This window comes from Streptomyces sp. NPDC041713, assembly GCF_055591085.1.
This window is the reverse complement of record NZ_JBVIZY010000004.1, coordinates 697,478-723,714: the sequence shown is the minus strand read 5'-3', so window position 1 is coordinate 723,714 and position 26,237 is coordinate 697,478. Positions and strand designations below refer to the sequence as shown.

Here is a 26,237-nt window from a genome sequence, read left to right as displayed (position 1 = left end):
GGCCCGTGTTCCGCGCCGGCGCGACCGTGTCTAGCTGCGGTAGAGCGCCTCGACCTCCGTCGAGTACACCGTCTCGATCGCCTTGCGCTTCAGCTTCAGCGACGGCGTCAGCAGGCCGTGCTCCTCGGTGAACTGGTGCGCCAGTATGCGGAACGTACGGATCGACTCGGCCTGGGACACCAGGGTGTTGGCGGCGACGACGGCCCGCCGCACCTCGGTCTCCAGGTCGGGGTCGCGTACCAGGTCGCCCGGCGTCATCATCGGCTTGCGGCGCATGGTCAGCCAGTGCTCCACGGCCTCGGAGTCCAGCGTGACGAGCGCCGCGATGTAGGGGCGGTCGTTGCCCACGACGATGCACTGCGCCACCAGCGGATGGTCGCGCACCCGCTCCTCCAGCTGGGCCGGCGAGACGCTCTTGCCGCCGGACGTCACCAGGATCTCCTTCTTGCGCCCGGTGATCGTCAGATAGCCGTCCTCGTCGAGCGCGCCCAGGTCACCGGTGGCGAGCCAGCCGTCGTGCAGGGTCGCGTCGGTGGACTTGGGGTCGTTGAGGTAGCCCTGGAAGACATTGCCGCCGTACAGCCACACCTCGCCGTCCTCCGCGATGTGCACGCTCACGCCGGGGATGGCCTGGCCGACCGTGCCGTAGCGGGTGCGTTCGGGCGGGTTGGCGGTCGCGGCGGCCGTGGACTCCGTCAGGCCGTACCCCTCGTAGATCGTCACCCCGGCGCCCGCGAAGAAAAGGCCGAGCCTGCGGTCCATCCCGGAACCGCCGGACATCGCGTGCCGCACCCGGCCGCCCATCGCCTCGCGGACCTTGGAGTAGACGAGCTTCTCGAAGAGCTGGTGCTGCATGCGCAGCCCCGCAGCCGGGCCGGGACCCGTCCCGAAGGCCTTGGCCTCCAGCGCGTCCGCGTACCGCACCGCGCACTCCACGGCCTTGTCGAACGGACCCGCCTTGCCGTCCTTCTCCGCCTTGCGCCGCGCCGCGTTGAAGACCTTCTCGAAGATGTACGGCACGGCCAGGATGAACGTGGGCCGGAAGGCGGCGAGATCGGGGAGCAGCGCCGCCGCGTTGAGGTTGGGCTGGTGCCCCATCTTGACCCGGCCGCGCACCGCGGCGACCTGCACCATGCGGCCGAAGACGTGGGCGAGCGGCAGGAAGAGCAGCGTGGTCGCCTCGCTGTCGCGCTTGGAGTGGAAGACCGGCTCCCAGCGCGAGACCATCACGTCCGCCTCGAACATGAAGTTCGCGTGCGAGATCAGACAGCCCTTGGGCCGGCCCGTGGTGCCGGACGTGTAGATGATCGTGGCGATCGAGTCGGGCGTGACGGCGCGGCGGTGGCGGTGCACCACCTCGTCGTCGATGTCGCGTCCCGCGGCGCCCAGTTCCCCCACCGCGTCGGCGTCGAGCTGCCAGAGCTTGCGCAGCTGGGGGAGCCGGTCGACGACCGAGCCGATGGTCATCGCGTGGTCCTCGTGCTCGACCATCGCGGCCGACACCTGCGCGTCGTGCAGCATCCAGAAGACCTGCTCGGCCGAGGACGTCGGATAGATCGGCACCACCTGGGCGCCGATGGTCCACAGCGCGAAGTCGAAGAGCGTCCACTCGTAGCGGGTGCGGGACATGATGGCGACGCGGTCGCCGAACCGCACCCCCTGGGCGATCAGGCCCTTGGCCAGCGCGAGCACCTCGTCGCGGAACTTTGCCGCGGTGACGTCGGTCCAGCGTCCGTCGGTCTTGCGGCCGAACGCGACGCGCGACGGGTCCTCGACGGCATGGTCGAACACGGCGTCGGCAAGGCCGCCCACCAGCGGCGCCGACGCCATCGGAGGATTCGAGAACTCGCGCAATGATGCTCCTTGTGGCGCTCCGCACAGCGCCGTGACGGTACCCCACCCCGCCCGCCTTCGGGAGGGGGTCCAAAAGGCGCCGGTACGGACCATCGGCACTGGTCAGCCGGTGGAAATGCGGCCACAAGGGGAAGGGCCGGACAACTTACTTACGGTGGAGTAAGTTTCGGAGGCGTAATCTCCACCGAATCTGTACGCAGCACACAGATTCGTTCGCATCGGACGATCTTTCCGACCCGCTCACCCCCGCAAGATCATGTACGTGTCCGTACTGCCGCCATTCCTCTCCCACCTGGGACTTCGCGGAGCGATGCGGCGACGCGAGCCCGGCGGGCACCTGGTGACCGGCCCTCCGTCACGGCTCCTCGGACGTGGAGCAGGTGGGGAACTTGTGCCGATTCATCGCCCGCGATGGCGGTCCACGATGCCTTCGACGATCGTCATCAGCCGTTCGCCGACCCGGTCGATGCTGCCGTTCTGCGTGCTGACCTGCGCACCTTCGAGCGCGAAGGTGATCTCGGCGGCGGCCTGCCCGGGGTCCGGCAGCCCGGCCGCGGCACACATGGCGACCAGTCTGCGGGTCTGCAGCGCCTTGTGTTGCTCGATCACCTGCCGGGCCGGGTGGGCGCGGTCGGGCAGCTCGGCCAGGGAGTTGATGAAGGGGCAGCCCCGGTACGAGATGCCGGGCAGCCCCTCCGCGATGAAGCGGGCCAGGCCCAGGATCTGCTCCTCGGGACGGCCGGGGTGCTCGGCCTCGACGCGGTCGAAGGCCGCCTGGTAGTCGGCGGCGACGATGCGCAGCCACTCCGCGACGAGGGCGTCCTTGGTCTCGAAGTGCCGGTAGATCGCCATCTTGGTGGTCTCGGCCTTCTCGGCGATCGCCTGGACGCCCACCCGCCGGATGCCCTCGCCCTGGAAGAGCTCCTCGGCCGCGTCGAGGATCCGCTCGCGCGGCGGCAGCTTCGCCACTCTGTTCGGCCTGCCGGCGGTCGTCGCCATGAGTCCTCCGTATCGTCCGTCCGCTCCGGGGCTCTCTGCGCTCTCCGGGCCCTCTGGGTCTCTGCTCTTAGGCCCTCGGCGCGGTGCTACGGTACCAGTCCGTGCCACGCGATACCGATCGGTATCACCAGGTACTCATCGGTATCGACAGGTGCGCGTCCGGTATCGCCTACCGCTGGGAGTGACAGTGAGAATTGCCGAGTATGTGAGCCACGACGCGGTCGGACTCGCCGCGCTGGTCGCCGCGGGCGAGGTGAGCCCCGCCGAGGTCGAGGCGGTCGCCCGCCAGGCCGCGCGGGCGACCGATCCGCTGATCAACGCGATCGTGGAGACCTGGCCCACCGACGACCGCCCGGAGCCGGGCAGCGCTCCGCTGGCCGGGGTCCCGTTCCTGATCAAGGACATAGGCGTCACGATGGCCGGCCGGCGCATGGAGCTCGGCAGCCGCCTCGCGGCCGGCCACGTCGCCCGCGCCGACTCCTTCCTGATGCGGCGCTTCCGCCGCGCCGGCCTCGTGACGTTCGGCCGTACCGCGACACCGGAGATGGCGTACGGCATCACCACCGAACCGGTGCTTCACGGCCCGACCCGCAACCCGTGGGACCCGGACCGCAGCGCCGGCGGCTCCAGCGGGGGCGCGGCCGCGGCGGTCGCCGCCGGGGTGGTGCCGGTCGCCCACGGCACCGACGCCGCCGGATCGCTGCGCATCCCCGCCGCCTGCACCGGCCTGTTCGCCCTGAAGCCCACCCGCGGCCGGGTCTCCGTCGGCCCCGACGCCGACGAGGTCTTGGGCGGCCTCGCGGTGCAGGGCTGCGTCAGCCGTACGGTGCGCGACAGCGCGGTCCTGCTCGACGCGGTGCGCGGCCCCGAACCGGGCGACCCCTACTTCGCCGCCGAGCCGCCCCGCCCGTACGCGGAGGAAGTCACCCGCGACCCGGGCCGGCTGCGCATCGGCGTCCTCGGGCAGCCGTGGGGCGGGCAGCGCACCACCGCGCCGGTCGCCGACGCCCTCGCCCGCACCGTCGCCCTCCTCGCATCCCTCGGCCACCGGGTGACGGAGGCCGAGGTCGAACTCGGCGTCGACTGGGAGGAGTTCGTCCTGGCCAACGTCCAGCAGTGGACGGCCAACCTCACCGCGTCGGTCGACGAGCTGGCCGCCGCCTTCGGCCGGCCCGTCGACCTGTCGACCCTGGAGCCGCCCACCCTCGCCGGCTACCGGTACGGGCAGCGGATCACCGGCGCCGAGTTCGTCACCGCACTCGCGGTCCGCAACCGCGTCGCCCGAAGCCTGGCGCGGTCCTTCGCCGCCTACGACGTGCTGCTCACGCCGACCCTGCCGGAGCTTCCGGTTCCGTTGGGCGCACTGGGGCGCGAGGCGGAGGCGCTGGACGGCTTCGGCTGGCTGCGCGGGCTCTTCGACCGCGCGCCGTTCTCCGCGGCGTTCAATGTGGCGGGTACGCCCGCCATGTCCGTGCCCGTGACGGCCGACGCCGCGACCGGGCTGCCGGTCGGCGCGCAGTTCGCCGCGGGATTCGGGCGCGAAGGGCTGCTCTTCCGCCTCGCCGGGCAGCTCGAACAGGCGAGCCCGTGGGCGGGCCGGACGCCACGGGTGTGGGCGGGCGACGCCGCAGGGAGCGCGCCGGTGGGGTCCGCGCTCTGAGGGGGGCGCGGCGATGAGTTCCGCGGGCGCGCCGGGTCTACAGGGGTGACGATCGCTGAGTCGATGGATTGCTTGATCGCCGAAGCGACGGATCGCTGGATGGTCCTAGCGATCGATCCCTGGATCGTGCGAGCGATCCGTCGCTGGTCGTCCCAACCCGCCGCAGCCGCCGCCCCGAGGAGAACACCATGGCCGCCACCTACACCTTCGACGTCTTTTCCAGCCTCGACGGCTACGGCTCCGCCGAGGGCGACTGGACCGGGTACTGGGGCAAGCAGGGCCCCGAGCTGCTCGACCACCGCCTCTCGCTGTACGGCGCGGAGCAGCGCATGGTCTTCGGCGCCCGAACCCACCGGGAGTTCGTGCAGATGCTGGGGGCGGCCACCGAGGAGTCCGAGGTGCGCGACCCGTGGGTCACCCGGATGGTGAACCTGCCGGCGACCGTGGTGTCGACGACGCTGGAGGACCCGCTCGACTGGCCGGACGCGACCGTGGCGCACGGGGACGCCGTCGACGTCGTCGCCCGGCTCAAGAAGGAGTCCGCCGTGCCGTTGCGCTCGCACGGCAGCCTGTCGATGAACCGGGCGCTGATGGCCGCGGGCCTGGTCGACCGCCTGCAGGTGACGGTCTTCCCCGTCGTCACCGGCCGCACCGGCCTTGCCCCCATCTTCCGGGGCGCGGACGACTTCGACCTGGAACTGCTGGAGAGCCGGACGCTCGACGGCCACATCCAGGAGCTCATCTACCGGCCCACCCTCCACTGACCCGCGCGAGCGGGACGGAGACAGGGCGCGGCTCAGGGAGCGGACGCGGCCGACCCGTAGGCGTACTCGGAGATCAGGGTGCCGCCGGTGTCGCGCAGCCTGGCCGCGTCACCCCGGTCGTTCCAGATGGGGCGTCCGCTGCCGTACGAGAAGCCGCCCCACTCCGGGTGGTTCTGGTCGGTGTAGATACGGATGCGGGCGCCGGGCAGCAGCGTCGTGCCCGCCGGGAAGGTGAAGTCCTGCCCCGCGTCGTCCGCGCCGAGCACCCAGCCGGAGATGTCGGCGGGCGCGGTGCCGCGGTTGACGACCTCCACGTACTCGTCGGCCTGCGAGCGCTTCACCTCGCCCTTGAACCGCACGGTGGTGATGTGGACGTCCGGCTGCCCGGTGCGGGCCAGCACGGCGACGAGGTCCGCGCTGTTGGCGGCGTTCTCCGGGCTGATGAAACGCGTGACGATCTGGCCGCCCTGCTTGAATCCCGTGATGACCACCGCGTATTCGGTGTTGTCGATGGTGACCGCCTCCGGTGACACCCGGGTGGGCAGGTCGACGATGTCCTCGGGGTTCGGGCCGACGTTCGGCGTCTCGTTGTGCTGGAACCGGAAACTGAAGTCGTGCGGGACCTGGTCCTCGAACACGACGCGCGCGGCGAGATCGATCTCGCACTGGTTCTGCGGCATGCCCTGGATCGGGAAGTTCTGGTGGGTGAACGTGCCGAGCGTGCAGATCTCCTCTGCCCCGGTTGATGTCGTCCCGGCCGACCGGCCGGGACCGTGACGATAGCTTTGGGGCGGATAGGACCGAAAGGCGAATTCAGGAAGGTTCGGCAGTCTTCGCGAATGACCGATAACCTCCACGGACTTTCCGTCGGAGTATTCCGTCGAGGGGGACGAAGCCCCGCACTCAGAGCCCACGAGCCCCCTCCCGTCTCTCGCGGGCTCGCGTGGCACGGACGGCGCGGGGACCGGTGCGGGCCGTCAAGATGCGGTACGGGCCGCGTCGATGCGCGGCGACGAGGCGGCATCGCCCACGGGGCGGTCCGACGGCCGGGCCGAACCCGTACCTTCCGGCCGCCGCGGCGTCCGCACCAGCACGAGCACCAGGGCGCCCGCGACCAGTCCCGCCGCACCCGCCGCCAGCGACGCGCCGTTGAGGCCGGAGGCGAAGGCCGCGCGCACCGCGTGCTCGGACACCGTGCCGTGCAGGGCCGACGCGCCGCCGCCCGCTGCGGTGTGCGCCGCCGAGCGGCCGAGCGAGTCCTCCATACGAGAGGTGAGCACCGTGCCGAACAGGGCCACCCCGACCGCGTATCCGAGCTGGCGGAAGGTGTTGACCGCGCCGCCCGCCATCCCGACGTTCGCGGGCGGCACCGCGGCGAGCGCGGCGCCGGCGAGACCCGGCGCGACCAGCCCCGCGCCGACCCCCGTGACCGTCAGACCCGGTGCGAGCGCCGCCCAGGACGACCCGGCGTCGAGCACCGCCATGGACAGCCCGCCCGCACCGATCAGCAGCAGCCCGACCCCGATGACCAGACGCGGCGGGGCCCCGTGCAGCAGCCGCCCGGCGAGCAGGGCCACCACGAACGACGTCACGGCCAGCGGCAGCAGCACCAGACTGCCGCGCACCGGACTCATGCCGAGCACGGTCTGCAGCCAGAGGGACAGATACGGCACGACACCGAAGGCCGCCCCGTTGTAGCCGACGGCGCCGATCAGCACCCCGGTGAAGGCGGGCTTGCGCAGCAGCCGCAGGTCGAGGAGCGGCTGCGCGACGCGCCGTTCGACCAAGACGAAGCAGAGCAGCGCGAGTGCGGAGAGCACGAAGGACGCCCCCGTGGCCGCCGACGCCCAGCCCTCCGCACCGCCGCGCAGCACCCCGTACGTCCCCGCCCCCGCGAAGCACGCGAACGCCGCCGTGCCCGCCCAGTCGACCCGCCGCCCCGCGGGCGCCTCCGACTCCGGCACCACGCGCAGCGTCAGCCATATCGACACCACGCTCACCGGCAGGTTCACGAAGAAGATCCAGCGCCAGCCGGGCCCCTGGGTGAGCAGTCCGCCCACGACCGGGCCGAGCGCGGCCGACGCCCCGCTCACCGCGCCCCACACCCCGAGCGCGGTCGACCGGGCGCGCCCCTGGTAGGCGGCGCCGAGCAGCGGCAGTGTCGTCGCGAGCATCGCGGCGGCGCCCAGGCCCTGCACGGCGCGGGCCGCCACGAGCAGTTGGGCGTCCGAGGCGAGCCCGCACGCGAGCGAGGCCGCCGCGAAGAGCGCGGTGCCGAGCACGTTCAGCCGCCGCCTGCCGAGCACGTCGGCGGCGGCGCCGACCCCGAGCAGCAGCGCGGCAAGCGCCAGCGCGTAACCGTCGATGACCCACTGCAGATCGCTCAGCGAGGCGTCAAGCGCCCGCGCCATGTCGGGCAGCGCCACGATCACGATCGACACGTCCAGCAGCAGCATGAACGTTCCCAGCGACACCGCGGTCAGCGGCCCCCATGTACGCATCTCTCGTCCTTCCTCCGTCTCGCGGCCGATCCGGGTCCCGGTGGCCGTCGTCGTACGATGAGGCAGCCGTCGGACGATCCCGGTGACAGAGCACGGGTAGGCGGCAGGATCCGACATGCAGAGGGGCATCGCTGGTGGAATCCGACGGCTTCGACGAGCTGGACCGGAAGCTGCTGCACGCCCTGGAGATCGACGGGCGGGCCCCCTTCAGCCGTATCGCCGGTGTTCTCGGGGTCTCCGACCAGACGGTCGCCCGGCGCTACCGCCGGCTGCGCGCCGAGGCCGGGCTGCGCGTCATCGGCGTCCGCGACCCCCGGCGCCTCGGCCGCGACGAGTGGATGCTGCGGCTGCGCTGCGCGCCCGACGGCGCGGAGGCCGTCGCGGCGGCGCTGGCCCGCAGGCCCGACACCGCGTGGGTCCACCTCACATCGGCCGGCACCGAAGTGGTCTGTCTGACGCTGCCGCGCACCGCCGGCGACTACGACGACCTGCTCTTCGGCAAGCTCCTGCGCAGCCGCAAGCTCATCGAGGTCACCGCCCACCAGCTGCTGCACCGCTTCTACGGCGGCCGCACCGGCTGGATCGGCAAGCACCGGCCGCTCGCCGCCGACCAGGTCGCCGCGCTGGGTGCCTTCGTGCCCCCGGAGACGACGGGGCCGGTCCGCATCGCGCCCGACGACGAGCCCCTGGTCGCGGCCCTGAAGGCGGACGGCCGCGCCACCTACCCCGAACTGCAGCGCGTCACGGGCCGCTCCGAGTCCGCGGTGAAGCGCCGCATCGCCGCGCTGCTCGGTTCGGGCGCCCTCTACATCGACGTCGAGTACGACACCGCGCGGTTCGGGTTCACCACGGCCACCATGCTGTGGATCACGGTCGCGCCCGGCGCCCTGGACGCCGTGGGCCGGGCGATGGCGGAACACCCCGAGACCGCCCACGTCTCCGCGATCACCGGCACCGCCAACCTGATGGCGAGCGTCCTGACCCGCGACACCGCGGAGCTCTACGCCTATCTGAGCGGTGGCCTCGGGACGCTCGACGGCGTGCGGCACGTCGAATCGGCGCCGTATCTGCGCCGCTTCAAGGAGCTGACCTACCCGCGGCCCCTGCGCTAGGGGCCTGGTGCGGCGACGGGCCCCGTGGGGCGCGACGCGCGGCTCGCTACCGACCGCCCCGGTGCAGCCGGTCGCCGCCCGCCAGGATCGCCGCCGCCAGCGCGTCCGCGGCCTCCTGCGCGGAGGCCCGCCGCTCTCCGTGCAGCAGGACGAAGTCGACCGAGCCCAGCTCCGGCAGGCCCGCCCGGTCCGGGACGCGGACGAGGCCCGGCGGGATCAGGCCCCGGGAGTGCGCCATCACGCCGAGGCCGGCGCGGGCCGCCGCCACCAGGCCGTTGAGGCTGCCGCTCGTACAGGCCACCCGCCACGCGCGGCCCCGCCGCTCAAGGGCCTCGAAGGCGAGGGCGCGGGTGATGCCCGGCGGGGGATAGACGATGAGCGGCACCGGGCGCTCGGGGTCGAGCCGCAGCCGTTCGGAGCCGATCCAGACCAGGTCGTCCTGCCAGACCAGCTCGCCGCGCGGGTCCTCCGGGCGCCGCTTGGCCAGCACCAGGTCGAGCCTGCCCGCGTCCAGTCGCTTGTGCAGCGTGCCGGACAGCTCGACGGTCAGCTCCAGGTCGACGTCGGGGTGGTCGTGGCGGAACGACTCCAGGATGTCGGTGAGCCGGGTCAGGACGAAGTCCTCCGACGCCCCGAACCGCAGCCGCCCGCCGAGCCGTCTGCCGGTGAAGAACGCCGCCGCCTGCTCGTGCGCGGCCAGGATCCGGCGGGCGAAGCCGAGCATCGCCTCGCCGTCCTCGGTGAGCTCCACGCTGTGGGTGTCGCGGGTGAACAGCTGCCGTCCGGCCGCCTCCTCCAGGCGGCGCACGTGCTGGCTGACGGTCGACTGGCGCAGGTTCAGCCGCCGGGCCGCGCGCGTGAAGCTCAGCGTCTGGGCGACCGCGAGGAAGGTACGGAGCTGCGAGGGGTCGTACACACGGGCCAGCCTAACCCGGTCATCACGTATCGCGATGGCAGTCAGTGCGGTGTACGGGATTCCCGATCACCCGGGACGGGAGGATCATGGGAGGGGCACGTCACGGGCGCCGATCGACGCCCCCCCCCCCGCCGACCCAGCGCCACCCGTACGACCCCTACCACCCCGTACGACCCGCACCACCCGTACCACCCCGCACCGAGCACATGGAGCACCGTGAAACGCCTGAAGTGGCCGTCCTGGATGCCGGTCGACCCCTACATCGTGGCGTTGCTCGCGACCGTGGGGCTCGCGGCCCTGCTGCCCGCCCGCGACACCGCCGCCGACGTGGCCTCCGGCGCCTCCACCGCGGCCGTCTCCCTGCTCTTCTTCCTCTACGGCGCCCGCCTTTCCACCCGCGAGGCGCTGGACGGGGTGAAGCACTGGCGGCTCCATGTCACGGTCCTGGCCTGTACGTTCGTCGTCTTCCCGCTGCTCGGGCTCGCGGCGAAGGGACTCGTCCCGTACGTCCTGACCCCCGCGCTCTTCAGCGGCTTCCTCTTCCTCACCCTGGTGCCCTCGACGATCCAGTCGTCCATCGCCTTCACCTCGATGGCCCGCGGCAACGTCCCCGCGGCGATCTGCGCGGGCTCCTTCTCCTCGCTCGCCGGCATCCTGCTCACCCCGCTCCTCGCGGCGGCGCTGCTCGGGGAGAGCGGCGGCGGGTTCTCGGGCGACTCGCTCGTCAAGATCGTGCTGCAGCTGCTAGTGCCGTTCCTCGCCGGGCAGTTCCTGCGCCGCTGGGTGGGCGGCTTCATCACGCGGCACAAGAAGATCCTCGGCTACGTCGACCGCGGCTCGATCCTGCTGGTCGTCTACACCGCGTTCAGCGAGGGCATGGTGCAGGGCATCTGGCACCAGGTGCACCCGGTGCGGTTGCTCGCGCTGCTCGGCGTCGAGGCGGTGCTGCTCGCGGTGATGCTGACGCTGACCTGGTACGGCGCGAAGCGGCTCGGCTTCGGACGGGCGGACCGGATCGCGATCCAGTTCGCCGGGTCGAAGAAGTCCCTGGCCGCCGGACTGCCCATGGCGAGCGTCCTGTTCGGCGCGGACGCCTCCCTCGCGGTGCTGCCGCTGATGCTCTTCCACCAGATGCAGCTGATGGTCTGCGCCGTCATCGCCAAGCGCCGCTCGCGCGACCCCCAGGAGTTCGTCAGCGAGCCGCCGCAAGACGCAGGGACACGAACCGCGGTCGGTACAGCGACACGTTCCGGCTGACATTGGCCTGCGCGGTCGTGGGCGTCGCGTTGAGCCAGTTGACGTCGTAGCTGAGGACGACCCGGCCGTCGCCGCCGAGCGCCGGGTGGACCTGCGGGTTGTACGCGGCGGTCTCCTGCTGCGGGTTGCCGTCCCGGGGGAGCGGCGCCTCGAAGGCCTTGGCGGGACCGTGCCAGGGGCCGGTCGGTGAGCACGACCAGTACGAGGCGACGGTGGTCAGGCCCTCGGTGCCCGCGGCCATGGTGAACAGGACATACGTGCCGTCGTCCCGCACCACGGTGAACGCGCTGCCCACCCCCTTGCGCCCGCCGTCCCCGAGCACGGACCGCGACGTCACCCGGTGCCCCCACTCCTCGCCGTCCCAGTACTCCCACGCCGAGGCGTCGGCGAGCCTGCCGTGCGGGACGCGCGCCACATGGGCGTGGGAGGAGGGGCGGGCGGCCGCCTGGGCGTCCGTGCCGCCGAAGACGTACGTCCAGCCGTCGTCGTCGACCGTCGTCGTGCCGTATAGCACCCGCTTCTGCGGATCGGCCACCGCCTGCTGGTCGGAGACCTTCACGACGGACTCGACGCGCAGATCCGGCAGGGAGAGGGTGGCGACCTCCGTGGCCAGCGGGACGCCGTAGATCCACGGGCCCTGGCTCGCCTGCCGGGTCCACAGCAGCACCCGCACGACCCGCTCGTCGGCGCCGGGGCTGCGGGGCTCCACGCGGGCCGCCACCGGCCAGCGCCACTGCTGCGGCGCCGGATCGGGGAAGAGCGGCGCGGCGAGGGTGCGCCGCAGGGTGCCCGAACGGGACATCACCACCGCGGAGTTGCGGACCATCGGGGTGTTCGCGTCGCGCCAGGTGTGCGGCTGGCCCACCGGGTTGGGCGGCGCGTGGACTTGGCCGAGGAAGGTGTCGGAGAACAGCCACAGCACCCGTCCGTCCGGCAGCCGCACCGAGTGGGTGCCGTCGCCGCCGGTCCAGTCGTCGGTGCGCGCCGTGTCGTCGCCGTACCGGGCGAACTCCGCGGTGGCCGCGTCGTCGGCGCTCCAGGAGGAGACCGTACGGGGGCGGCACGTCGCGTCGCCCTCCCGGTCGTCGTCCGGGAGGGCGATGAGCAGCACGGCCGCGCAGGCCAGGACCAGCAGCAGGACCGGCCAGATCCTGCGCGGCCCGGGGGCGGAACGTTCGCGGGCGGACACGCCCGGGACGTTAGTTGCTGCCGCGCACGTGGTCCATGGGGAGCCGGATCACGGTGTCCCGTGTCACAGCGGTCCCTTCCGTACGCAGGGCTTCCATCCGGTCGTCGTCCAACGCCCTGTCGTACACCCGTACTTCGTCGATGGCCCCGGTGAAGTAGGCGCGGCTGTCCATGCGTTGGCCGACGTGCACGCCGAAGGGGGAGTTGCGGCTGACCGAGCCCGGCACGTCCGGGGCTTCGACCCGCTCCCCGTCGAGGAAGAGCGTCAGGCGCCCGTCGCCGCGGCGCAGGGCGACATGGTGCCACCGGCCGTCGTTGTACGCGCCGGTGGTGCGCACGGACGCCGACCTCGGGGGCGCGGCGCCCTCGCGCGTGGTGATCAGGCCGGTGACCCGGTTGCTCGCGGGCTCGCCGCGCAGCCACACCTGCGGCTGGTTGGTGCCGATGCCGCCCATCCAGAGCAGCGGCTGCTCACCGGTCGTGGCGGAGTAGCGGAACCACAGCGAGGCCGTGAAGTCGCTTGTACCGAGCGGCAGGTGACGCCGGAAGGGCAGTCGTACCGCGTCGTCGGTCCCGTCCAGGGCGAGCGCTCCGCCGAACCGTCCCTCGGTCGTGCGCGCCCCGCCCAGCACCGCCGCGGGACGGGCGCCCGGCGCCCGGTCGGGGGTGGTCGGGTCCGGGCCGCGGCGCGGCGCGAGCCACTCCTCGGTGAAGCGGGCGAAGCGGATCTCGTCGCGCGCGTCGACGGCGCCGCCCTCGTACAGCAGCCCCCCGTGCGCGCCGTCGGCCCGCACCAGGTCGGAGTAGCCCGACCAGTCGGTGGTCACCGTCGTACCGCGGTCGACGCTGTCCCAGGTGCGGCCGCCGTCGTAGGAGGAGCGGATCTGCATGGTGCGGCGCCGGTCGGGGTCGGCGGGGCAGGCGAGCAGCATCCGTTTGCCGAACTGCAGTGTGGAGCCCTGCACTTGGGGCGTGTACAGATCGGGGATCGCCCGGAACGGCGCGGCGAAGGAGTTCCCGCCGTCGCGGCTGACGGTGTGCGTGCGGTGGCCCAGGTCCGTGCCGTCCTGCTCGCGGCCGCTGACGTAGAGGGTCCCGTCGGGCCGCTCGGTGATCGTCATCTCGGACGGCTTCTGCCGGAAGGTGCCGTCGGCCGGTATCGGATACGAGTCCCTGGCGCCGATCCTCCAGTGGTCGCCGCCGTCGTCGCTGAGGATCAGCGCCGCGTGGTTGGCGGTGACCCGACTGCCGTCCCACGTCTCGGTGTTGGCGGTGAAGACGAGCCGGCCCAGGTGCCGGCCGCGGGTCAGCTGCAGCCCGTGCACGGGGCCGGTCGCGTACCACGAGTTCCAGTCCTTCGGCAGGATCTGGTCGCTCAGATCGCGCGGCGCCGACCAGCTGCGGCCGTCGTCGTCGCTGTACTGCAGGTGGGGGGTGCGGTCGCAGGGGATGGTGCAGTTCTGCGCGTCCGTGCGGCCGGTGTTGTACGTCTCGGCGAGGAGGATGCGGCCGGTCCTGCGGTCCACGACGGGGGCGGGGTTGCCGTGGGTGTCGCCCGCGCCCTCGGTGACCACCTGGAGCGGACCCCAGGTCCGCCCGCCGTCGTGGGACCGCTTGACCACGATGTCTATGTCGCCCGCGTCGCCGCAGTTGTTCACCCGTCCCTCGGCGAAGGCGAGGAGCGTGCCCTTGGCCGTCCGCACCACGGCGGGGATGCGGTAGCAGGCGTAACCGGGATCCTGGGAGGCCCTGAACAGCACCTGCTGTTCGAAGGCGGGGGCCGGCGCGGCCGCCGCCCGCGCCGCCTGCGCCGAGGGTGCGGGCAGCAGGGCGCCGACGGCGACGGCGGTCAGCAGGGCCGTGGCGGCGCGGAGCGGTCTCAGACGTGCACGGAGGCTCGATGGCATGGTGCGGTCCGCCTTTCGGGGCGACGGCGACTCATGGCGAAGAGGGGCCGGGGCGAGGCGCCCCGGTCCCGGACCCGGGATGACGGTCGGTCAGGTCGTACGGTTATGTGGACATCGCGTATGCGGACATCCTGACATCCCACGTCCCATGTGCGTGGCACAGACGCTACGTGGGGCTCTCCGCCACCCACAAGGAGCAGGCGTCACGGGATCAGGACGACCTTGCCCCGGTTGGCCCGCGCCTCGATCACCGCGTGCGCGTCCGCCGCGTCCTCCAGGGCGAACTCCGCGTGCACCGCGGGCCGCAGCGCGCCCGCCGCGTGCAGCTCCCACAGCTCGCGCCGCCACGCCTCGTACAGCTGCGGCCGCCCGCGCGCGATCAGCCCCATCTGGAACCCGATGACGGACTTCGCGCCGACGAGCAGGTCGTACGCGGCCACCGTGCCGCCGCCCGAGCTGTACGCCACGAGCCGGCCGTGCGGGGCGAGGGAGCGGACGGCCGGCGTGAGCAACTCGCCGCCGACCGCGTCCAGGACGTAGTCCACGGGCTCGCCCCACTCCGCCCGGTCGTACGTGACGACCTCGTCGGCGCCGAGGCCGCGCACGAAGTCCGCCTTGGCGGCGTCGGACACGGCGGCCACGACCCGGCCCGCGCCCTTCGCCCGGGCCAGCTGCACGGCGAGGTGTCCGACGCCGCTCGCCGCCGCGGTGACGAGCGCGGACTCGCCGGGCGCCGGGCGGGCCGCTTCGAGGGCGCCGCGGGCGACGAGGCCGGAGCGGACCAGCGCGACGGCGTCGACGGCGCTCGCGCCCTCCGGCACGGGGGAGGCCATCGTGGTGTGCAGCAGGGCGTGGTCGGCGTACCCGTGGCCGAAGACGAGGCCGGTCACCCGGTCGCCCGGCGCGTAAGCGGTGACGCCTTCGCCTATGGCGACGACCGCACCGGCGATCTCTCCGCCGAGCGGGATCGGCGGGCAGTCCTCGCGGACCTTGCGGACGACGGGCAGGGTGACGCCGACCGCCTCGACCCGCACCAGGAGCTCACCGGGCCCCGGTTCGGGGACGGGGACCTCCTCCAGGAACAGGACCTCGGGTCCACCACTGCGCTCGTACCGGACGCGACGCATCCGACCACCTCCAGACACCGGAAACCGGGAAACCGGGAAACCGTTGGGACTCCCAACGACTCCGACTGTAGACCAGAAACCGTGGGGAAGTCCAACGATTACGCGATCCTTGGCTAGGCTGCTCCCATGGCCACGACACCGCCCGCCCCCAGCACCATCCGCACCCTCCCCAGCTGGCTGCTCGGCCGCGCGGCCGCCCGCGGGCGCGGCCTGGTCGCCGAGGCGCTGGCGCGCGAGGGGCTGAAGATGTGGCACCACGTGGTGCTGTGCGCCGTCGCCGACCTCGGCCCGCTCGCCCAGGCGGAGCTCGGCCGGAGCGTCTCGCTCGACCCGAAGGACATGGTCGGCGTCCTGAACGACCTGCAGGCCGACGGGCTGGTCGAACGCGCACCCGACCCCGCGGACCGCCGCAAGAACGCGATCACCATCACCGCGCGCGGCAGGCGGACCGTGCGGCGCTGCGCCGAGGCGGCCGAGCAGGCCAACGCCGAATTCCTCGCGCCCCTCTCGGCGGCGGAACGTGAACAGTTCCTGGCGCTGTTGGTCCGGATCTCGGGGGTCGAGCCGCAGGACTGACGCCGGTACGGCCGTGACGCCGGGACGGGGCTCGACGCGGGGCAGGGGCAGGGGGCCCGGCCGGCGCAGGGGGCGCTCCCCGCCGGCCGGGGCGCCGCCGCCGTGTGGCGGGTGTCCCGGGTCAGCCCTGGGAGGCCGCGGCCCGCAGGGCGACGCGGTGCTCGCCCGCGTACACGTTCATGGAGGAGCCGCGCAGGAAGCCGACCAGCGTCAGCCCCGTCTCGGCGGCCAGGTCCACCGCGAGCGACGACGGCGCGGAGACCGCGGCGAGCATCGGGATGCCCGCCATCACGGCCTTCTGGGCGAGCTCGAAGGAGGCGCGGCCCGAGACGAGCAGGACCGCGCGGGAGAGCGGAAGCCGGCCCTCCTGCAGGGCGCGGCCGACGAGTTTGTCGACGGCGTTGTGCCGCCCCACGTCCTCGCGCAGGTCGAGGAGTTCCCCCTCCTCGTCGAAGAGCGCCGCGGCGTGCAGCCCCCCGGTCCGGTCGAAGACCTGCTGCCGCGCGCGCAGCCGGTCGGGGAGGCTCGCGAGCAGCTCGGTGCCGAGCCGGACCGGGGGAGCGTCGGCTATCGGGAAGCGCGCGGTGGTGCGGACCGCGTCCAGGCTCGCCTTGCCGCACAGGCCGCACGAGGACGTGGTGTAGACGTTGCGCTCCAGCGTGATGTCGGGGACGACGACGCCCGGCGCGGTCCGCACGTCGACCACGTTGTACGTGTTCACGCCGTCGGCGGTCGCGCCGGCGCAGTACACGATCGACTGGAGCTCGTCCGCGGCGCCGAGCACGCCCTCGCTGACCAGGAACCCGGCCGCGAGCGCGAAGTCGTCACCGGGCGTGCGCATGGTGATGGCCAGCGGCTTGCCGTTGAGCTGGATCTCCAGGGGTTCCTCGGCGACCAGGGTGTCGGGCCGCTCCGAGACGTGCCCGTCCCGGACCCGGATCACCTTGCGTCGCTCAGTGACTCGTCCCATGTGTCGATCAGTCCCGGTTCTGTACGTGCTGGTAGCCGAAGCGGCCCTTGATGCAGAGGTTGCCGTGGGTCACCGGGCTGTCGTGCGGCGAGGTGACCTTCACGATGTCATTGTCCTGCACGTGCAGGGTCAGGCTGCAGCCGACTCCGCAGTACGCGCAGACCGTCGTCGTCTCGGTCTGCGCCGGCTCGTCCCAGGTCCCCGCCGCCCGCATGTCGAACTCCGACTTGAAGCTGAGCGCGCCCGTCGGGCACACCTCGATGCAGTTCCCGCAGTACACGCACGCCGAGTCGGTCAGCGGCGCGTCGTGCTCGACGGCGATACGGGCGTCGAAGCCGCGGCCCGCCACCGCGATGGCGAAGGTGTTCTGCCACTGGTCGCCGCACGCGTCGACGCATTTGTAGCAGAGGATGCACTTGTCGTAGTCGCGCACGTACAGGTCGTTGTCGACCCGTGGCTCCTCGTTCAGGCGCGCCGCGTCGGGACCGAAGCGGTCCGGCTTCGCCTCGTACTCCTTGAGCCACCCCGCCACCTTCGGCGTCGTCGACAAGTCGATGGAGGAGGCGAGCAGTTCGAGGACGAGGCGGCGGCTGTGCCGGGTGCGCTCGGTGTCGGTGCGGACCGTCATGCCGGGTTCGGCCCGGCGTGAGCAGGCCGGCGCGAGGGTGCGGGCGCCCTCCACCTCGACGACACAGACCCGGCAGGCGTTCTTGGGGGTCAGGGTGTCGCCCTCGCACAGGGTCGGGACGTCCTTTCCCGCGGCGCGGCAGGCGTCCAGGAGCGTCGCCCCTTCCGGCACCCTGGCCTCCTGCCCGTCCAGGGTGAACTCCACGAGGCGGCGCGGCGGTTGCAGCGGAACGGCGGTCATGCGTACGCCCCCAGACGGTCGATGGCGGATTCCACGGCATTCCACGCGGTCTGGCCGAGACCGCAGATCGAGGCGTCCCGCATGACGCGGCCCACGTCGCGCAGGAGCGCGATGTCGCCGGCCGCCTCGGCGCCGGTCCGCTGCAGGAGCCGGTGCAGGGCCTCCTCCTGGCGTACGGTGCCGACCCGGCAGGGCACGCACTGCCCGCACGACTCGTCCCGGAAGAACTCCGCGATGCGCAGCAGGATGTGGGGGAGCGGCACCGTGTCGTCGAGGGCGAGCACGACGCCCGAGCCGAGGGTGGTGCCGGCGGCGCGGGTGCCCTCGAACGTCAGCGGGATGTCCAGCTCGTCGGGGCGCACGAAGCCGCCCGCGGCACCGCCGAGCAGGACCGCGCGGAGGTTGTCCGGCTTCCCGGCGAGGTCGAGGAGTTCGCCGAGCGTGGCCCCGAACGGCAGCTCGTAGACGCCGGGCCGCGTCACGCTGCCGGAGACGCAGAACAGTTTGGGCCCGGTCGACTGACCGGTGCCGATGGCGGCGTACGCCTGGGCACCCATCGTCAGGATGGGCAGGACGTTGACGAGGGTCTCCACGTTGTTCTCGGCGGTGGGCTTGCCGAACAGGCCCTTCTCGACCGGGAAGGGCGGCTTGGACCGCGGCTCGCCCCGGTACCCCTCGATGGAGTTGAAGAGGGCGGTCTCCTCGCCGCAGATGTAGGCGCCCGCGCCCCGCCTGATCTCGATGTCGAAGGCGTACCCCTGCCCGAGCACGTCGTCGCCCAGCAGACCCCGCGCGCGGGCCCGGCCGATCGCGTGCCGCAGCCGCCGGAGCGCGCGCGGGTACTCGCCGCGCAGGTAGAGGTAGCCCAGGTGGGCGCAGGTCGCGTACCCCGCGATCGTCATCGCCTCGATCAGGGCGTACGGATCGCCCTCCATGAGCACCCGGTCCTTGAAGGTGCCGGGCTCGGACTCGTCGGCGTTGCAGACGAGGTAGTGCGGGTGGTCCGGCTGCGCCGCGGTCGCCGCCCACTTCCGGCCGGTGGGGAAGGCGGCGCCGCCCCGGCCGACGAGCCCCGACTCGGTGACCTCCCGGATGACCTCGGCGGGACCGATGGCGAAGGCGCGGCGCAGGGCGGTGTAGCCGCCGTGGGCGCGGTAGTCGTCGAGGGAGGCGGGATCGACGGTGCCGATCCGGTGCAGGAGCAGCAGGTCGGCGCGCTCCGGGTGGCCCGAGCCCGAGTGGTCCGGGTGGTCCGGGTGGTCTGGGAGGCCCGGGTGGCTCGAGTGGCTTGGGTGGCCGGTCTGGGGGACGGACAGGGCGGCCGGGGGTTCGGCGGGGGCGAGGTCGGGGTTCGTGGCCGCGGCGGCGAGGGTCTCGGGTGTGGCCGGGGCGATGGTCGCGGTGGCGTGGGCCTTCCCCCCGCTCCCGCCCCCACCCGAATCCAGCGGCTCCGCCGCCACGGGGGCGCCGTCCCGGGGGCTCTGCCCCCGGCCTCCCGATCGCACCGCGCGCTCGTCCTCACACGCCGGACCGGCGGAAGAGGGAGCCCCCGCCCGCACCACCATCGCCGCCGGAGCCCGCTCGCACACCCCCAGACAGGGGCTCGCCTCCACCGCCACCCCCGGCGCGGAGCGCAACCGCTCCGTCACCTCACCGCACAGCGCGGCGCCCCCGCACGCCAGATCCGTGCACACCCGCACCACCGTCGCCGGCCGCGGGCGCACCGAGAACATGGAGTAGAACGTGGCCACCCCGTACGCCTCCGCCGGCGGAACCGTCAGCCGCCGGCACAGGTAGTCGAGGCCGCCCTCGCTGATCCACCCCACCCGGTCGTTGAGGGCGTGCAGCCCCGGCAACAGCTGGTCGCGCCGGTCCCGGGCCGCCCGGCCGCCCCGCGCCCAGCGCAGTTCCGCGCCGTCGCCGTCCGCGCCGTCGCCGTCCGTGCTCCGACCGGCGGGGAGCTCCCAGGCGGCTCCGGGCGGGCCGAGCACGGAGTCGACGGCCGCCCGCTCCTCGTCCGTCGGCTCGCTGTCACCGAAGTGCAGATCCATACGTCACCTCACCTCACTGGTGCGGACAGCTTGTCGATGCGTATCGCCGACGCCTTGAACTCGGCCGTGCCCGCGATCGGGCAATTCGCCTCGATCGTCAGCCGGTTGGTGTCGACCTCGTCGGGAAAGTGCATGGTCATGAAGGCCAGGCCGGGACGCAGGCCCGGGTCGATCCAGACCGGCGCCGTCACCGTCCCGCGCCGCGACGAGACCCGGACCTCCTCGCCCGTCACGACGCCGTACCGCTCCGCGTCCTGCGGGCACAGCTCGACGTACTCGCCGCGGCGCAGCGGCGAAGCGTAACCCCCGCTCTGCACACCGGTGTTGTAGGAGTCCAGGCGCCGCCCGGTCGTCAGCCGGATCGGGTACGCCTCGTCGGTGACGTCGACCGGCGGATCGTGCTCGACGAGCCCGAACGGCGCGAGCGGACCGCGCCGCGCCGGATCCGCGTCCCACAACCTGCCGTGCAGATAAGGCGGTTCGAGTCCGTCCTCGTCGGGGCAGGGCCACTGGATGCCCTTCAGCGCGTCGAGCCGCTCGTACGTCATGCCGTGGTGGTCCGGCGAGAGCGCCCGCACCTCGTCCCAGACCGCCCGCGCGTCGGCGTACTTCCAGTCGTGGCCGAGCCGCGTGGCGAGGTCGCACAGGACGTCGATGTCCTCGCGCGCCTCGCCGGGCGGCCGCACCGCCGCCCGGACCCGCTGCACGCGCCGCTCGCTGTTGGTCGTCGTGCCGTCCGTCTCCGCCCACGCGGCGGTCGCGGGCAGCACCACGTCCGCCAGCTCGGCCGTCTTCGTCAGGAAGATGTCCTGCACGACCAGGAAGTCCAGGGCACGCAGCCGTCGTACCGCCTGCTCGCTGTCCGCCTCGGACTGCGCGGGGTTCTCGCCGATGCAGTAGACGGCCTTGAGGGTGCCCTCCTCCATCGCCTCGAACATCTCGGTGAGCGTCAGCCCGTACCGCGGCTGGATGACCGTGTGCCACGCCGACTCGAACTTCCGCTGGGTGTCCGGGTCGCGCGGGTCCTGGAAGCCGGGCAGGCGGTTGGGGATGGCGCCCATGTCGCCGCCGCCCTGCACGTTGTTCTGGCCGCGCAGCGGCTGCAGCCCCGAGCCGTAGCGGCCCACGTGGCCGGTCAGGAGCGACAGGTTGATCAGCGCGCGCACGTTGTCCGTGCCGTTGTGGTGCTCGGTGATGCCGAGCGTCCAGCACAGCTGCGCCCGTTCGGCGCGCGCGTAGGCGTGCGCCAACTCCCGGATGGCAGCGGCCGGTACACCCGTCACCTGCTCGGCCAGCGACAGCGTCCACGGCTCGACGAGGGTTGCGTAGTCGTCGAAGCCGGTGGTCGCCCGCTCGATGAACGCGTGGTTGGCCAGGCCCGCGTGGATGATCTCGCGGCCGATCGCGTGCGCCATCGGGATGTCCGTGCCGACGTCCAGGCCCAGCCAGCTCTCCGCCCACTCCGCGGTCTTCGTGCGGCGCGGGTCGACCGCGTACATCCGGGCGCCGTTGCGGATGCCCTTGAGGACGTGCTGGAAGAAGATCGGGTGCGCGAAGCGGGCGTTGGAGCCCCACATCACGATCACGTCGGTGTGCTCGACCTCCTCGTACGAGGAGGTGCCGCCGCCCGAGCCGAACGCGGCCGACAGCCCGGCGACGCTGGGCGCGTGGCAGGTGCGGTTGCAGGAGTCGACGTTGTTGGTGCCCATCACCACGCGGGCGAACTTCTGCGCCACGTAGTTCATCTCGTTGGTGGCGCGGGCGCAGGAGAACATGCCGAAGGCGCCGCGGGCCCGTTCGAACCCGGCCGCCGTGCGGGTCAGCGCCTCCTCCCAGGTGGCCCGGCGCAGCGGTTCGTCGCGGGCGTCGCGGACCAGGGGGTGGGTGAGGCGGGTGTACGTCTTGGGGGTGCGGGTCCTGGCCCCGCGGGCGTCGTCACGTGGGCTCATGCGGCGGTCCTCACTGCGAGCAGGTCCGAGATGGCGTGCACGGTGCGCAGCGTGGGCACCGGGACGCCGGTGATGTCCGCCAGCTCGACGACGGCCGCGAGCAGCACGTCGAGTTCGAGCGGTTTGCCGCGCTCCAGGTCCTGGAGGGTGGAGGTGCGGTGGTCGCCGACCCGCTCGGCGCCGGCGAGACGCCGCTCCACCGAGATGTCCGGTTTGCAGCCGAGGGCGGCGGCGACGGCGAGCGTCTCGTTCATCATGATCTCGATGACGCGCCGGGTGCCGCCGTGCCGGCACATCTCGGCCATGGTGGCGCGGGACAGCGCGCTGATCGGGTTGAAGGAGATGTTGCCGAGCAGCTTGATCCAGATGTCGCCGCGCAGTTCCGGCTCGACCGGGCACTTGAGGCCGCCCGCCACCATGGCCTCGCTGAACGCCGTGCACCGCGCCGAGCGGGACCGGTCGGGCTCGCCGACGGAGAAGCGGGTGCCCTCCAAGTGGCGTACGACGCCCGGCCCTTCGAGCTCGGTCGCCGCGTAGACGACACAGCCGATCGCGCGTTCCGGCGCGAGGACCGCGCTCACCGCGCCGCCCGGGTCGACGCTCTCGACGCGGTGGCCGTCGTGCGGGCCGCCGTGCCAGTGGAAGTACCACCAGGGGATGCCGTTCTGCGCGGCGACGACCGCGGTGCGCTCGTGCAGCAGCGGCGCGATCAGCGGCCCGCACGCCGCGTACGAGTGGGCCTTCAGGCCCAGGAAGACGAAATCGACGGGCCCGATATCGGCCGGGTCGTCGGTGGCGCGGGCCCGCGCGGTGAAGTCGCCGCGCGGGCTCAGCACCCGGACTCCGTGCCGCCGCATGGCCGCGAGGTGTGGTCCACGGGCGACGAGATGGACGTCGGCGCCCGCGCGGTGCAGCGCGGCTCCGACGTAGGCGCCGATCGCACCGGCACCGAGGACTGCGACTTTCACGGGGGCGCTCCGTTCGGTTGAGGGATCCGAGGAACGTGAGGGGCGGCGAGCGTGTGCCGCAGGACGCGAAGAAAACGTCTACGAAATATTGTCTACAGTATGGAAGTTGGGCCAGCAAGGGTTCGCACAGCACTGCGTGCGCCGGGCGGCGCCGGGTGCCCTGCCTTTTGCGGCGTCGCACCTACGGATGACACGCACTCGCACACAAGGTCACACCCCTCAGCAGAGGGTGACCGGATCATGAGAAGCATCCAAACCCCGCGCCCCTTTCCTGTCGCATCACGCGCACGGTTACTCACCGGTCGCTGACCAGACTGGAGGGTCCCGCATCTCCGGCACCCGAGTCCGGCCAGCAGTTTCCGCACCACGTCCGCACCAAGGGGGACCCGTCCATGCACGGCTCGCGCATCGCCGCTGTCGGCCATTACCAGCCCGCCAAGATCCTCACGAACGAGGAGCTCGCGGGCATGGTCGACACCAGCGACGAGTGGATCCGGTCCCGGGTGGGCATCCGCACCCGCCACGTCGCGGGCCCGGAGGAGCCGGTCGACGAGCTGGCCGCGCACGCCGGCGGCAAGGCGCTCGCGGCCGCGGGCCTGCCGCCCGAGGCGATCGACCTGGTCCTGGTCGCCACCTCCACGGCCATCGACCGCTCCCCGAACATGGCCGCCCGGGTCTCCGCACGGCTCGGCATCCCGGGGCCGTGCGCGATGGACGTCAACGTCGTCTGCGCGGGCTTCACGCACGCCCTCGCCACCGCCGACCACACCCTGCGGGCCGGCGCCGCCACCCGCGCCCTGGTCATCGGCGCGGACAAGATGACCGAGGTCACCGACTGGACGGACCGCACCACCTGCGTGCTGACCGGCGACGGCGCGGGCGCGGCCGTCGTCGAGGCGTGCGGGCCCGGCGAGGAGCCCGGCATCGGCCCGGTGCTGTGGGGCTCGGTGCCCGAGATGGGCAACGCCGTCCGCATCGAGGGCACGCCGCCGCGCTTCGCGCAGGAGGGCCAGAGCGTCTACCGCTGGGCGACGACCCAGCTGCCCCCGCTCGCCCGCGCGGCCTGCGAGCGCGCCGGGCTCACCCCGGCCGACCTCGCCGGGGTCGTCCTGCACCAGGCCAACCTGCGGATCATCGAGCCGCTCGCCGAGCGCATCGGCGCCGTGAACGCCGTCGTCGCGCGGGACGTCGTCGAGTCCGGCAACACCTCGGCGGCGAGCGTCCCCATGGCCCTGTCGAAGCTCGTCGAGCGCGGTGACCTCCGCTCCGGCGACCCGGTCCTGCTGTTCGGCTTCGGCGGCAACCTCTCGTACGCGGGACAGGTCGTGCGCTGCCCCTGACACGGCCGCGCAGGCCCGCGCGATACCCAAGAACGGGTCATGCGATGCCCATGAATGAGTCATGTGCGGCGCTGTGATCGGCTCAACTCGCCCTGGTGCTGGCCCCTCCGGCTCGTAGACTGTAGACAAAAGGCAATCGTCGAGGAGGGGACCGCGATGTTGTCCACTGGACTGCCGCAAGGAGCGGTGCCCAAGCTCGAACGCCCGGGACCGCTCCGGGAGCGGGTCTACGAGGCGCTGCTCGAACTGATCACCACCCGCTCGCTGCAGCCCGGCCAGCACCTGGTCGAGAGCGAACTGGCCGGCCACCTGGGCGTCTCGCGGCAGCCGGTGCGCGAGGCGCTGCAGCGGCTCAACACCGAGGGCTGGGTCGACCTGCGGCCCGCCCAGGGCGCGTTCGTGCACGAGCCGACCGAGCAGGAGGCGGACCAACTCCTCACCGTGCGCACCCTGTTGGAGGCCGAGGCCGCACGCCTCGCCGCCGCGAACACCGGCACCGCCGGCATCACCGCCCTCGACGAGCTGTGCACCCGCGGCGAACAAGCCGTGGCGGACGGCGACGTGGACCAGGTGGTCACCCTCAACGCGGCCTTCCACGCCAAGGTGATGGAGCTCGCGGGCAACGTGGTCCTCGCCGAGCTCGCCGGGCAGGTGGACCGCAGGGTCCGCTGGTACTACACGCCGGTGGCCCGGCAGCGCGGCAGTCAGTCCTGGCTGGAGCACCGCGAGCTGATCGCGGCCATCGCCGAGCGCGACGAACAGCGCGCCACGGACATCATGCGGGCCCACACCGAGCACACCCGGCGCACCTACCACCAGCGCGAGACGGACTGAGCCCTGCGGCCTGCGCGCCGCCACCTTTGTCCTGTGACTGGAGAAAGTCATGGGTAATTCCTGCGCAACTTCTTCCCAGCCCCGACAGGCGCTGCTACGTTCCCCTCGAAAGCCTGAAGGAAGCCCGAAGGCGACGGCACGCAAAGCCTGACGGCAACGGCACGGGAAGCCCGATGAGGCGGGGAGGGGCGCGTGAGACGTATGACGGCTCGACCCGCCAATGCGCACCAGGCGCGCTTGCTGCGGCTGCTGCGCGACGGAGGTCCCAACTCCCGCGCCCAGCTGGGCGATCAGGTCGATCTCTCGCGGTCCAAACTGGCCGTCGAGGTCGACCGGCTCCTGGAGACCGGACTCGTGGTCGCCGACGGACTCGCCGCCTCGCGCGGCGGCCGCCGGTCCCACAACATCCGCCTGGCCCCGGCCCTCCGCTTCCTCGGCGTGGACATCGGCGCGACCTCGATCGACGTCGCGGTGACCAACGCCGAGCTGGAGGTGCTCGGCCACATCAACCAGCCCATGGACGTGCGCGAGGGCCCGGTCGCGGTCTTCGAGCAGGTCCTCGCCATGGCGGCCAAGCTCAAGGCCTCCGGGCTCGCGGAAGGGTTCGACGGCGCCGGCATCGGCGTCCCCGGACCCGTCCGCTTCCCGGAGGGTGTGCCGGTCGCCCCGCCGATCATGCCGGGCTGGGACGGCTTCCCCGTGCGGGAGGCGCTCAGCCAGGACCTCGGCTGCCCCGTCATGGTCGACAACGACGTGAACCTGATGGCGATGGGGGAGCAGCACGCGGGCGTCGCACGCTCCGTGGGCGACTTCCTCTGCGTCAAGATCGGCACCGGTATCGGCTGCGGCATCGTCGTCGGCGGTGAGGTCCACCGCGGTACGACGGGCAGTGCGGGCGACATCGGCCACATCCAGTCCGAACCGGACGGACGCCCCTGCGCCTGCGGCAACAAGGGGTGCCTGGAGGCCTACTTCAGCGGAGCGGCGCTCGCCCGCGACGCCGAGGAGGCGGCCAGGGAGGGGCGTTCGGCGGAGCTCGCCACGCGGCTCGACGAGACGGGGCGGCTCAGCGCCGTCGACGTCGCGGCGGCCGCGGCGGCGGGAGACGCCACCGCGCTCGACCTCATCCGCGACGGCGGCAACCGCACCGGCCAGGTCATCGCGGGCCTCGTCAGCTTCTTCAACCCCGGTCTCGTGGTGATCGGCGGCGGTGTGACCGGCCTCGGCCACACGCTGCTCGCCGCGATCCGCACCCAGGTCTACCGCCAGTCGCTGCCCCTGGCGACCGGCAACCTCCCCATCGTCCTAGGCGAGTTGGGCCCCACCGCCGGAGTCATCGGCGGCGCGCGGCTCATCAGCGACCACCTGTTCTCACCGGCCTGACGGGTCGGCGACA

At 72.8% G+C, this 26,237-nt stretch carries 21 protein-coding genes; 8 read left to right on the top strand and 13 right to left on the bottom strand.

What is annotated here, in order from left to right; translation table 11 throughout:
* Nucleotides 1-30: 30 nt before the first annotated feature.
* On the bottom strand, nt 31-1,854 hold the full coding sequence (locus tag ACZ6CV_RS16140) for an AMP-dependent synthetase/ligase (protein WP_469251390.1): 1,824 nt from the start codon (nt 1,852-1,854) through the stop codon (nt 31-33).
* Between the two features lie 399 nt (nt 1,855-2,253).
* Nucleotides 2,254-2,853, bottom strand: a complete 600-nt coding sequence (locus ACZ6CV_RS16135) for a TetR/AcrR family transcriptional regulator (RefSeq protein ID WP_469251389.1) — start codon at nt 2,851-2,853, stop codon at nt 2,254-2,256.
* 187 nt (nt 2,854-3,040) lie between these two features.
* On the opposite strand from ACZ6CV_RS16135, the gene ACZ6CV_RS16130 reads away from it, so the two are divergent.
* The gene (locus ACZ6CV_RS16130; RefSeq protein WP_469251388.1) at nt 3,041-4,513 is read left to right on the top strand and encodes an amidase; all 1,473 of its coding nucleotides are present in this window, start codon (nt 3,041-3,043) and stop codon (nt 4,511-4,513) included.
* 188 nt (nt 4,514-4,701) lie between these two features.
* On the top strand, nt 4,702-5,277 hold the full coding sequence (locus tag ACZ6CV_RS16125; protein ID WP_362360543.1) for a dihydrofolate reductase family protein: 576 nt from the start codon (nt 4,702-4,704) through the stop codon (nt 5,275-5,277).
* Between the two features lie 32 nt (nt 5,278-5,309).
* On the opposite strand, the gene ACZ6CV_RS16120 is transcribed toward ACZ6CV_RS16125, so the two are convergent.
* Both ACZ6CV_RS16120 and ACZ6CV_RS16115 read right to left on the bottom strand, forming a co-directional pair.
* The gene (locus tag ACZ6CV_RS16120; protein WP_469251387.1) at nt 5,310-6,134 is read right to left on the bottom strand and encodes a choice-of-anchor K domain-containing protein; all 825 of its coding nucleotides are present in this window, start codon (nt 6,132-6,134) and stop codon (nt 5,310-5,312) included.
* Nucleotides 6,135-6,254: 120 nt separating this feature from the next.
* Nucleotides 6,255-7,778: an MFS transporter gene (locus ACZ6CV_RS16115; RefSeq protein WP_469251386.1), complete on the bottom strand. Its 1,524-nt coding sequence runs from the start codon at nt 7,776-7,778 to the stop codon at nt 6,255-6,257.
* Nucleotides 7,779-7,912: 134 nt separating this feature from the next.
* Here ACZ6CV_RS16115 and ACZ6CV_RS16110 point away from each other — a divergent pair, with 134 nt between their 5' ends.
* Nucleotides 7,913-8,890: an Lrp/AsnC family transcriptional regulator gene (locus ACZ6CV_RS16110; protein WP_469251385.1), complete on the top strand. Its 978-nt coding sequence runs from the start codon at nt 7,913-7,915 to the stop codon at nt 8,888-8,890.
* A 46-nt stretch (nt 8,891-8,936) separates the two neighbouring features.
* Here ACZ6CV_RS16110 and ACZ6CV_RS16105 read toward each other — a convergent pair whose 3' ends face one another.
* Complete coding sequence (locus ACZ6CV_RS16105; protein WP_362360554.1) at nt 8,937-9,806, bottom strand: LysR substrate-binding domain-containing protein; 870 nt, start codon at nt 9,804-9,806, stop codon at nt 8,937-8,939.
* 243 nt (nt 9,807-10,049) lie between these two features.
* Between ACZ6CV_RS16105 and ACZ6CV_RS16100 the strand changes: the two genes are divergently transcribed.
* The gene (locus tag ACZ6CV_RS16100; RefSeq protein ID WP_469251493.1) at nt 10,050-11,063 is read left to right on the top strand and encodes a bile acid:sodium symporter family protein; all 1,014 of its coding nucleotides are present in this window, start codon (nt 10,050-10,052) and stop codon (nt 11,061-11,063) included.
* Here the strand turns inward: ACZ6CV_RS16100 and ACZ6CV_RS16095 are convergent.
* The 3 genes from ACZ6CV_RS16095 to ACZ6CV_RS16085 form a co-directional block, all read right to left on the bottom strand.
* Complete coding sequence (locus tag ACZ6CV_RS16095; RefSeq protein WP_469251384.1) at nt 10,999-12,252, bottom strand: DUF4185 domain-containing protein; 1,254 nt, start codon at nt 12,250-12,252, stop codon at nt 10,999-11,001. The two genes, ACZ6CV_RS16100 and ACZ6CV_RS16095, sit on opposite strands and share 65 nt — an antisense overlap.
* A gap of 10 nt (nt 12,253-12,262) precedes the next feature.
* Nucleotides 12,263-14,158, bottom strand: a complete 1,896-nt coding sequence (locus ACZ6CV_RS16090) for an exo-alpha-sialidase (protein WP_469251383.1) — start codon at nt 14,156-14,158, stop codon at nt 12,263-12,265.
* A 203-nt stretch (nt 14,159-14,361) separates the two neighbouring features.
* On the bottom strand, nt 14,362-15,285 hold the full coding sequence (locus ACZ6CV_RS16085; RefSeq protein WP_469251382.1) for a quinone oxidoreductase family protein: 924 nt from the start codon (nt 15,283-15,285) through the stop codon (nt 14,362-14,364).
* 126 nt (nt 15,286-15,411) lie between these two features.
* Between ACZ6CV_RS16085 and ACZ6CV_RS16080 the strand changes: the two genes are divergently transcribed.
* Nucleotides 15,412-15,861 (top strand): MarR family winged helix-turn-helix transcriptional regulator, encoded by a 450-nt coding sequence (locus tag ACZ6CV_RS16080; protein WP_469251381.1) that lies wholly within the window; start codon nt 15,412-15,414, stop codon nt 15,859-15,861.
* A 121-nt stretch (nt 15,862-15,982) separates the two neighbouring features.
* On the opposite strand, the gene fdhD is transcribed toward ACZ6CV_RS16080, so the two are convergent.
* The 5 genes from fdhD to ACZ6CV_RS16055 are packed head-to-tail and all read right to left on the bottom strand — an operon-like array spanning nt 15,983 to nt 22,667.
* Entirely contained in the window at nt 15,983-16,831 is an 849-nt protein-coding gene (gene fdhD, locus ACZ6CV_RS16075; RefSeq protein ID WP_469251380.1) for a formate dehydrogenase accessory sulfurtransferase FdhD, read from the bottom strand.
* Between the two features lie 7 nt (nt 16,832-16,838).
* The gene (locus ACZ6CV_RS16070) at nt 16,839-17,699 is read right to left on the bottom strand and encodes a 2Fe-2S iron-sulfur cluster-binding protein (RefSeq protein ID WP_469251379.1); all 861 of its coding nucleotides are present in this window, start codon (nt 17,697-17,699) and stop codon (nt 16,839-16,841) included.
* Nucleotides 17,696-19,750: an NADH-ubiquinone oxidoreductase-F iron-sulfur binding region domain-containing protein gene (locus ACZ6CV_RS16065; RefSeq protein ID WP_469251378.1), complete on the bottom strand. Its 2,055-nt coding sequence runs from the start codon at nt 19,748-19,750 to the stop codon at nt 17,696-17,698. Before ACZ6CV_RS16065 ends, ACZ6CV_RS16070 begins: the two co-directional genes overlap by 4 nt.
* 8 nt (nt 19,751-19,758) lie before the next feature.
* Nucleotides 19,759-21,699 carry a molybdopterin oxidoreductase family protein gene (locus ACZ6CV_RS16060; RefSeq protein WP_469251377.1) on the bottom strand — a complete coding sequence of 647 codons (1,941 nt, stop codon included), beginning with the start codon at nt 21,697-21,699 and terminating at the stop codon, nt 19,759-19,761.
* The gene (locus ACZ6CV_RS16055; protein WP_469251376.1) at nt 21,696-22,667 is read right to left on the bottom strand and encodes a 2-dehydropantoate 2-reductase; all 972 of its coding nucleotides are present in this window, start codon (nt 22,665-22,667) and stop codon (nt 21,696-21,698) included. Before ACZ6CV_RS16055 ends, ACZ6CV_RS16060 begins: the two co-directional genes overlap by 4 nt.
* A 392-nt stretch (nt 22,668-23,059) precedes the next feature.
* Here ACZ6CV_RS16055 and ACZ6CV_RS16050 point away from each other — a divergent pair, with 392 nt between their 5' ends.
* The 3 genes from ACZ6CV_RS16050 to ACZ6CV_RS16040 all read left to right on the top strand — a co-directional run bounded on the left by ACZ6CV_RS16050 (nt 23,060) and on the right by ACZ6CV_RS16040 (nt 26,224).
* Nucleotides 23,060-24,007, top strand: coding sequence for a beta-ketoacyl-ACP synthase III (locus ACZ6CV_RS16050; RefSeq protein ID WP_362360584.1), 948 nt, complete (start codon nt 23,060-23,062; stop codon nt 24,005-24,007).
* Between the two features lie 156 nt (nt 24,008-24,163).
* Nucleotides 24,164-24,841: a GntR family transcriptional regulator gene (locus ACZ6CV_RS16045; protein ID WP_469251375.1), complete on the top strand. Its 678-nt coding sequence runs from the start codon at nt 24,164-24,166 to the stop codon at nt 24,839-24,841.
* 201 nt (nt 24,842-25,042) lie between these two features.
* Nucleotides 25,043-26,224, top strand: coding sequence for an ROK family transcriptional regulator (locus ACZ6CV_RS16040; RefSeq protein ID WP_469251374.1), 1,182 nt, complete (start codon nt 25,043-25,045; stop codon nt 26,222-26,224).
* Nucleotides 26,225-26,237: the final 13 nt, after the last annotated feature.

Excerpts from the sequence above, each read along its gene's own strand:
- ACZ6CV_RS16080 (WP_469251381.1), top strand. The coding sequence starts at position 15,412 with ATGGCCACGACACCGCCCGCCCCCAGCACCATCCGCACCCTCCCCAGC.
- ACZ6CV_RS16050 (WP_362360584.1), top strand. The coding sequence starts at position 23,060 with ATGCACGGCTCGCGCATCGCCGCTGTCGGCCATTACCAGCCCGCCAAG.
- ACZ6CV_RS16045 (WP_469251375.1), top strand. The coding sequence starts at position 24,164 with ATGTTGTCCACTGGACTGCCGCAAGGAGCGGTGCCCAAGCTCGAACGC.
- ACZ6CV_RS16090 (WP_469251383.1), bottom strand. The coding sequence starts at position 14,158 with ATGCCATCGAGCCTCCGTGCACGTCTGAGACCGCTCCGCGCCGCCACG.
- ACZ6CV_RS16070 (WP_469251379.1), bottom strand. The coding sequence starts at position 17,699 with ATGACCGCCGTTCCGCTGCAACCGCCGCGCCGCCTCGTGGAGTTCACC.
- ACZ6CV_RS16115 (WP_469251386.1), bottom strand. The coding sequence starts at position 7,778 with ATGCGTACATGGGGGCCGCTGACCGCGGTGTCGCTGGGAACGTTCATG.
- ACZ6CV_RS16100 (WP_469251493.1), top strand. The coding sequence starts at position 10,050 with ATGCCGGTCGACCCCTACATCGTGGCGTTGCTCGCGACCGTGGGGCTC.
- ACZ6CV_RS16065 (WP_469251378.1), bottom strand. The coding sequence starts at position 19,750 with ATGGATCTGCACTTCGGTGACAGCGAGCCGACGGACGAGGAGCGGGCG.
- ACZ6CV_RS16040 (WP_469251374.1), top strand. The coding sequence starts at position 25,043 with ATGACGGCTCGACCCGCCAATGCGCACCAGGCGCGCTTGCTGCGGCTG.
- fdhD (WP_469251380.1), bottom strand. The coding sequence starts at position 16,831 with ATGGGACGAGTCACTGAGCGACGCAAGGTGATCCGGGTCCGGGACGGG.
- ACZ6CV_RS16135 (WP_469251389.1), bottom strand. The coding sequence starts at position 2,853 with ATGGCGACGACCGCCGGCAGGCCGAACAGAGTGGCGAAGCTGCCGCCG.
- ACZ6CV_RS16085 (WP_469251382.1), bottom strand. The coding sequence starts at position 15,285 with ATGCGTCGCGTCCGGTACGAGCGCAGTGGTGGACCCGAGGTCCTGTTC.
- ACZ6CV_RS16125 (WP_362360543.1), top strand. The coding sequence starts at position 4,702 with ATGGCCGCCACCTACACCTTCGACGTCTTTTCCAGCCTCGACGGCTAC.
- ACZ6CV_RS16060 (WP_469251377.1), bottom strand. The coding sequence starts at position 21,699 with ATGAGCCCACGTGACGACGCCCGCGGGGCCAGGACCCGCACCCCCAAG.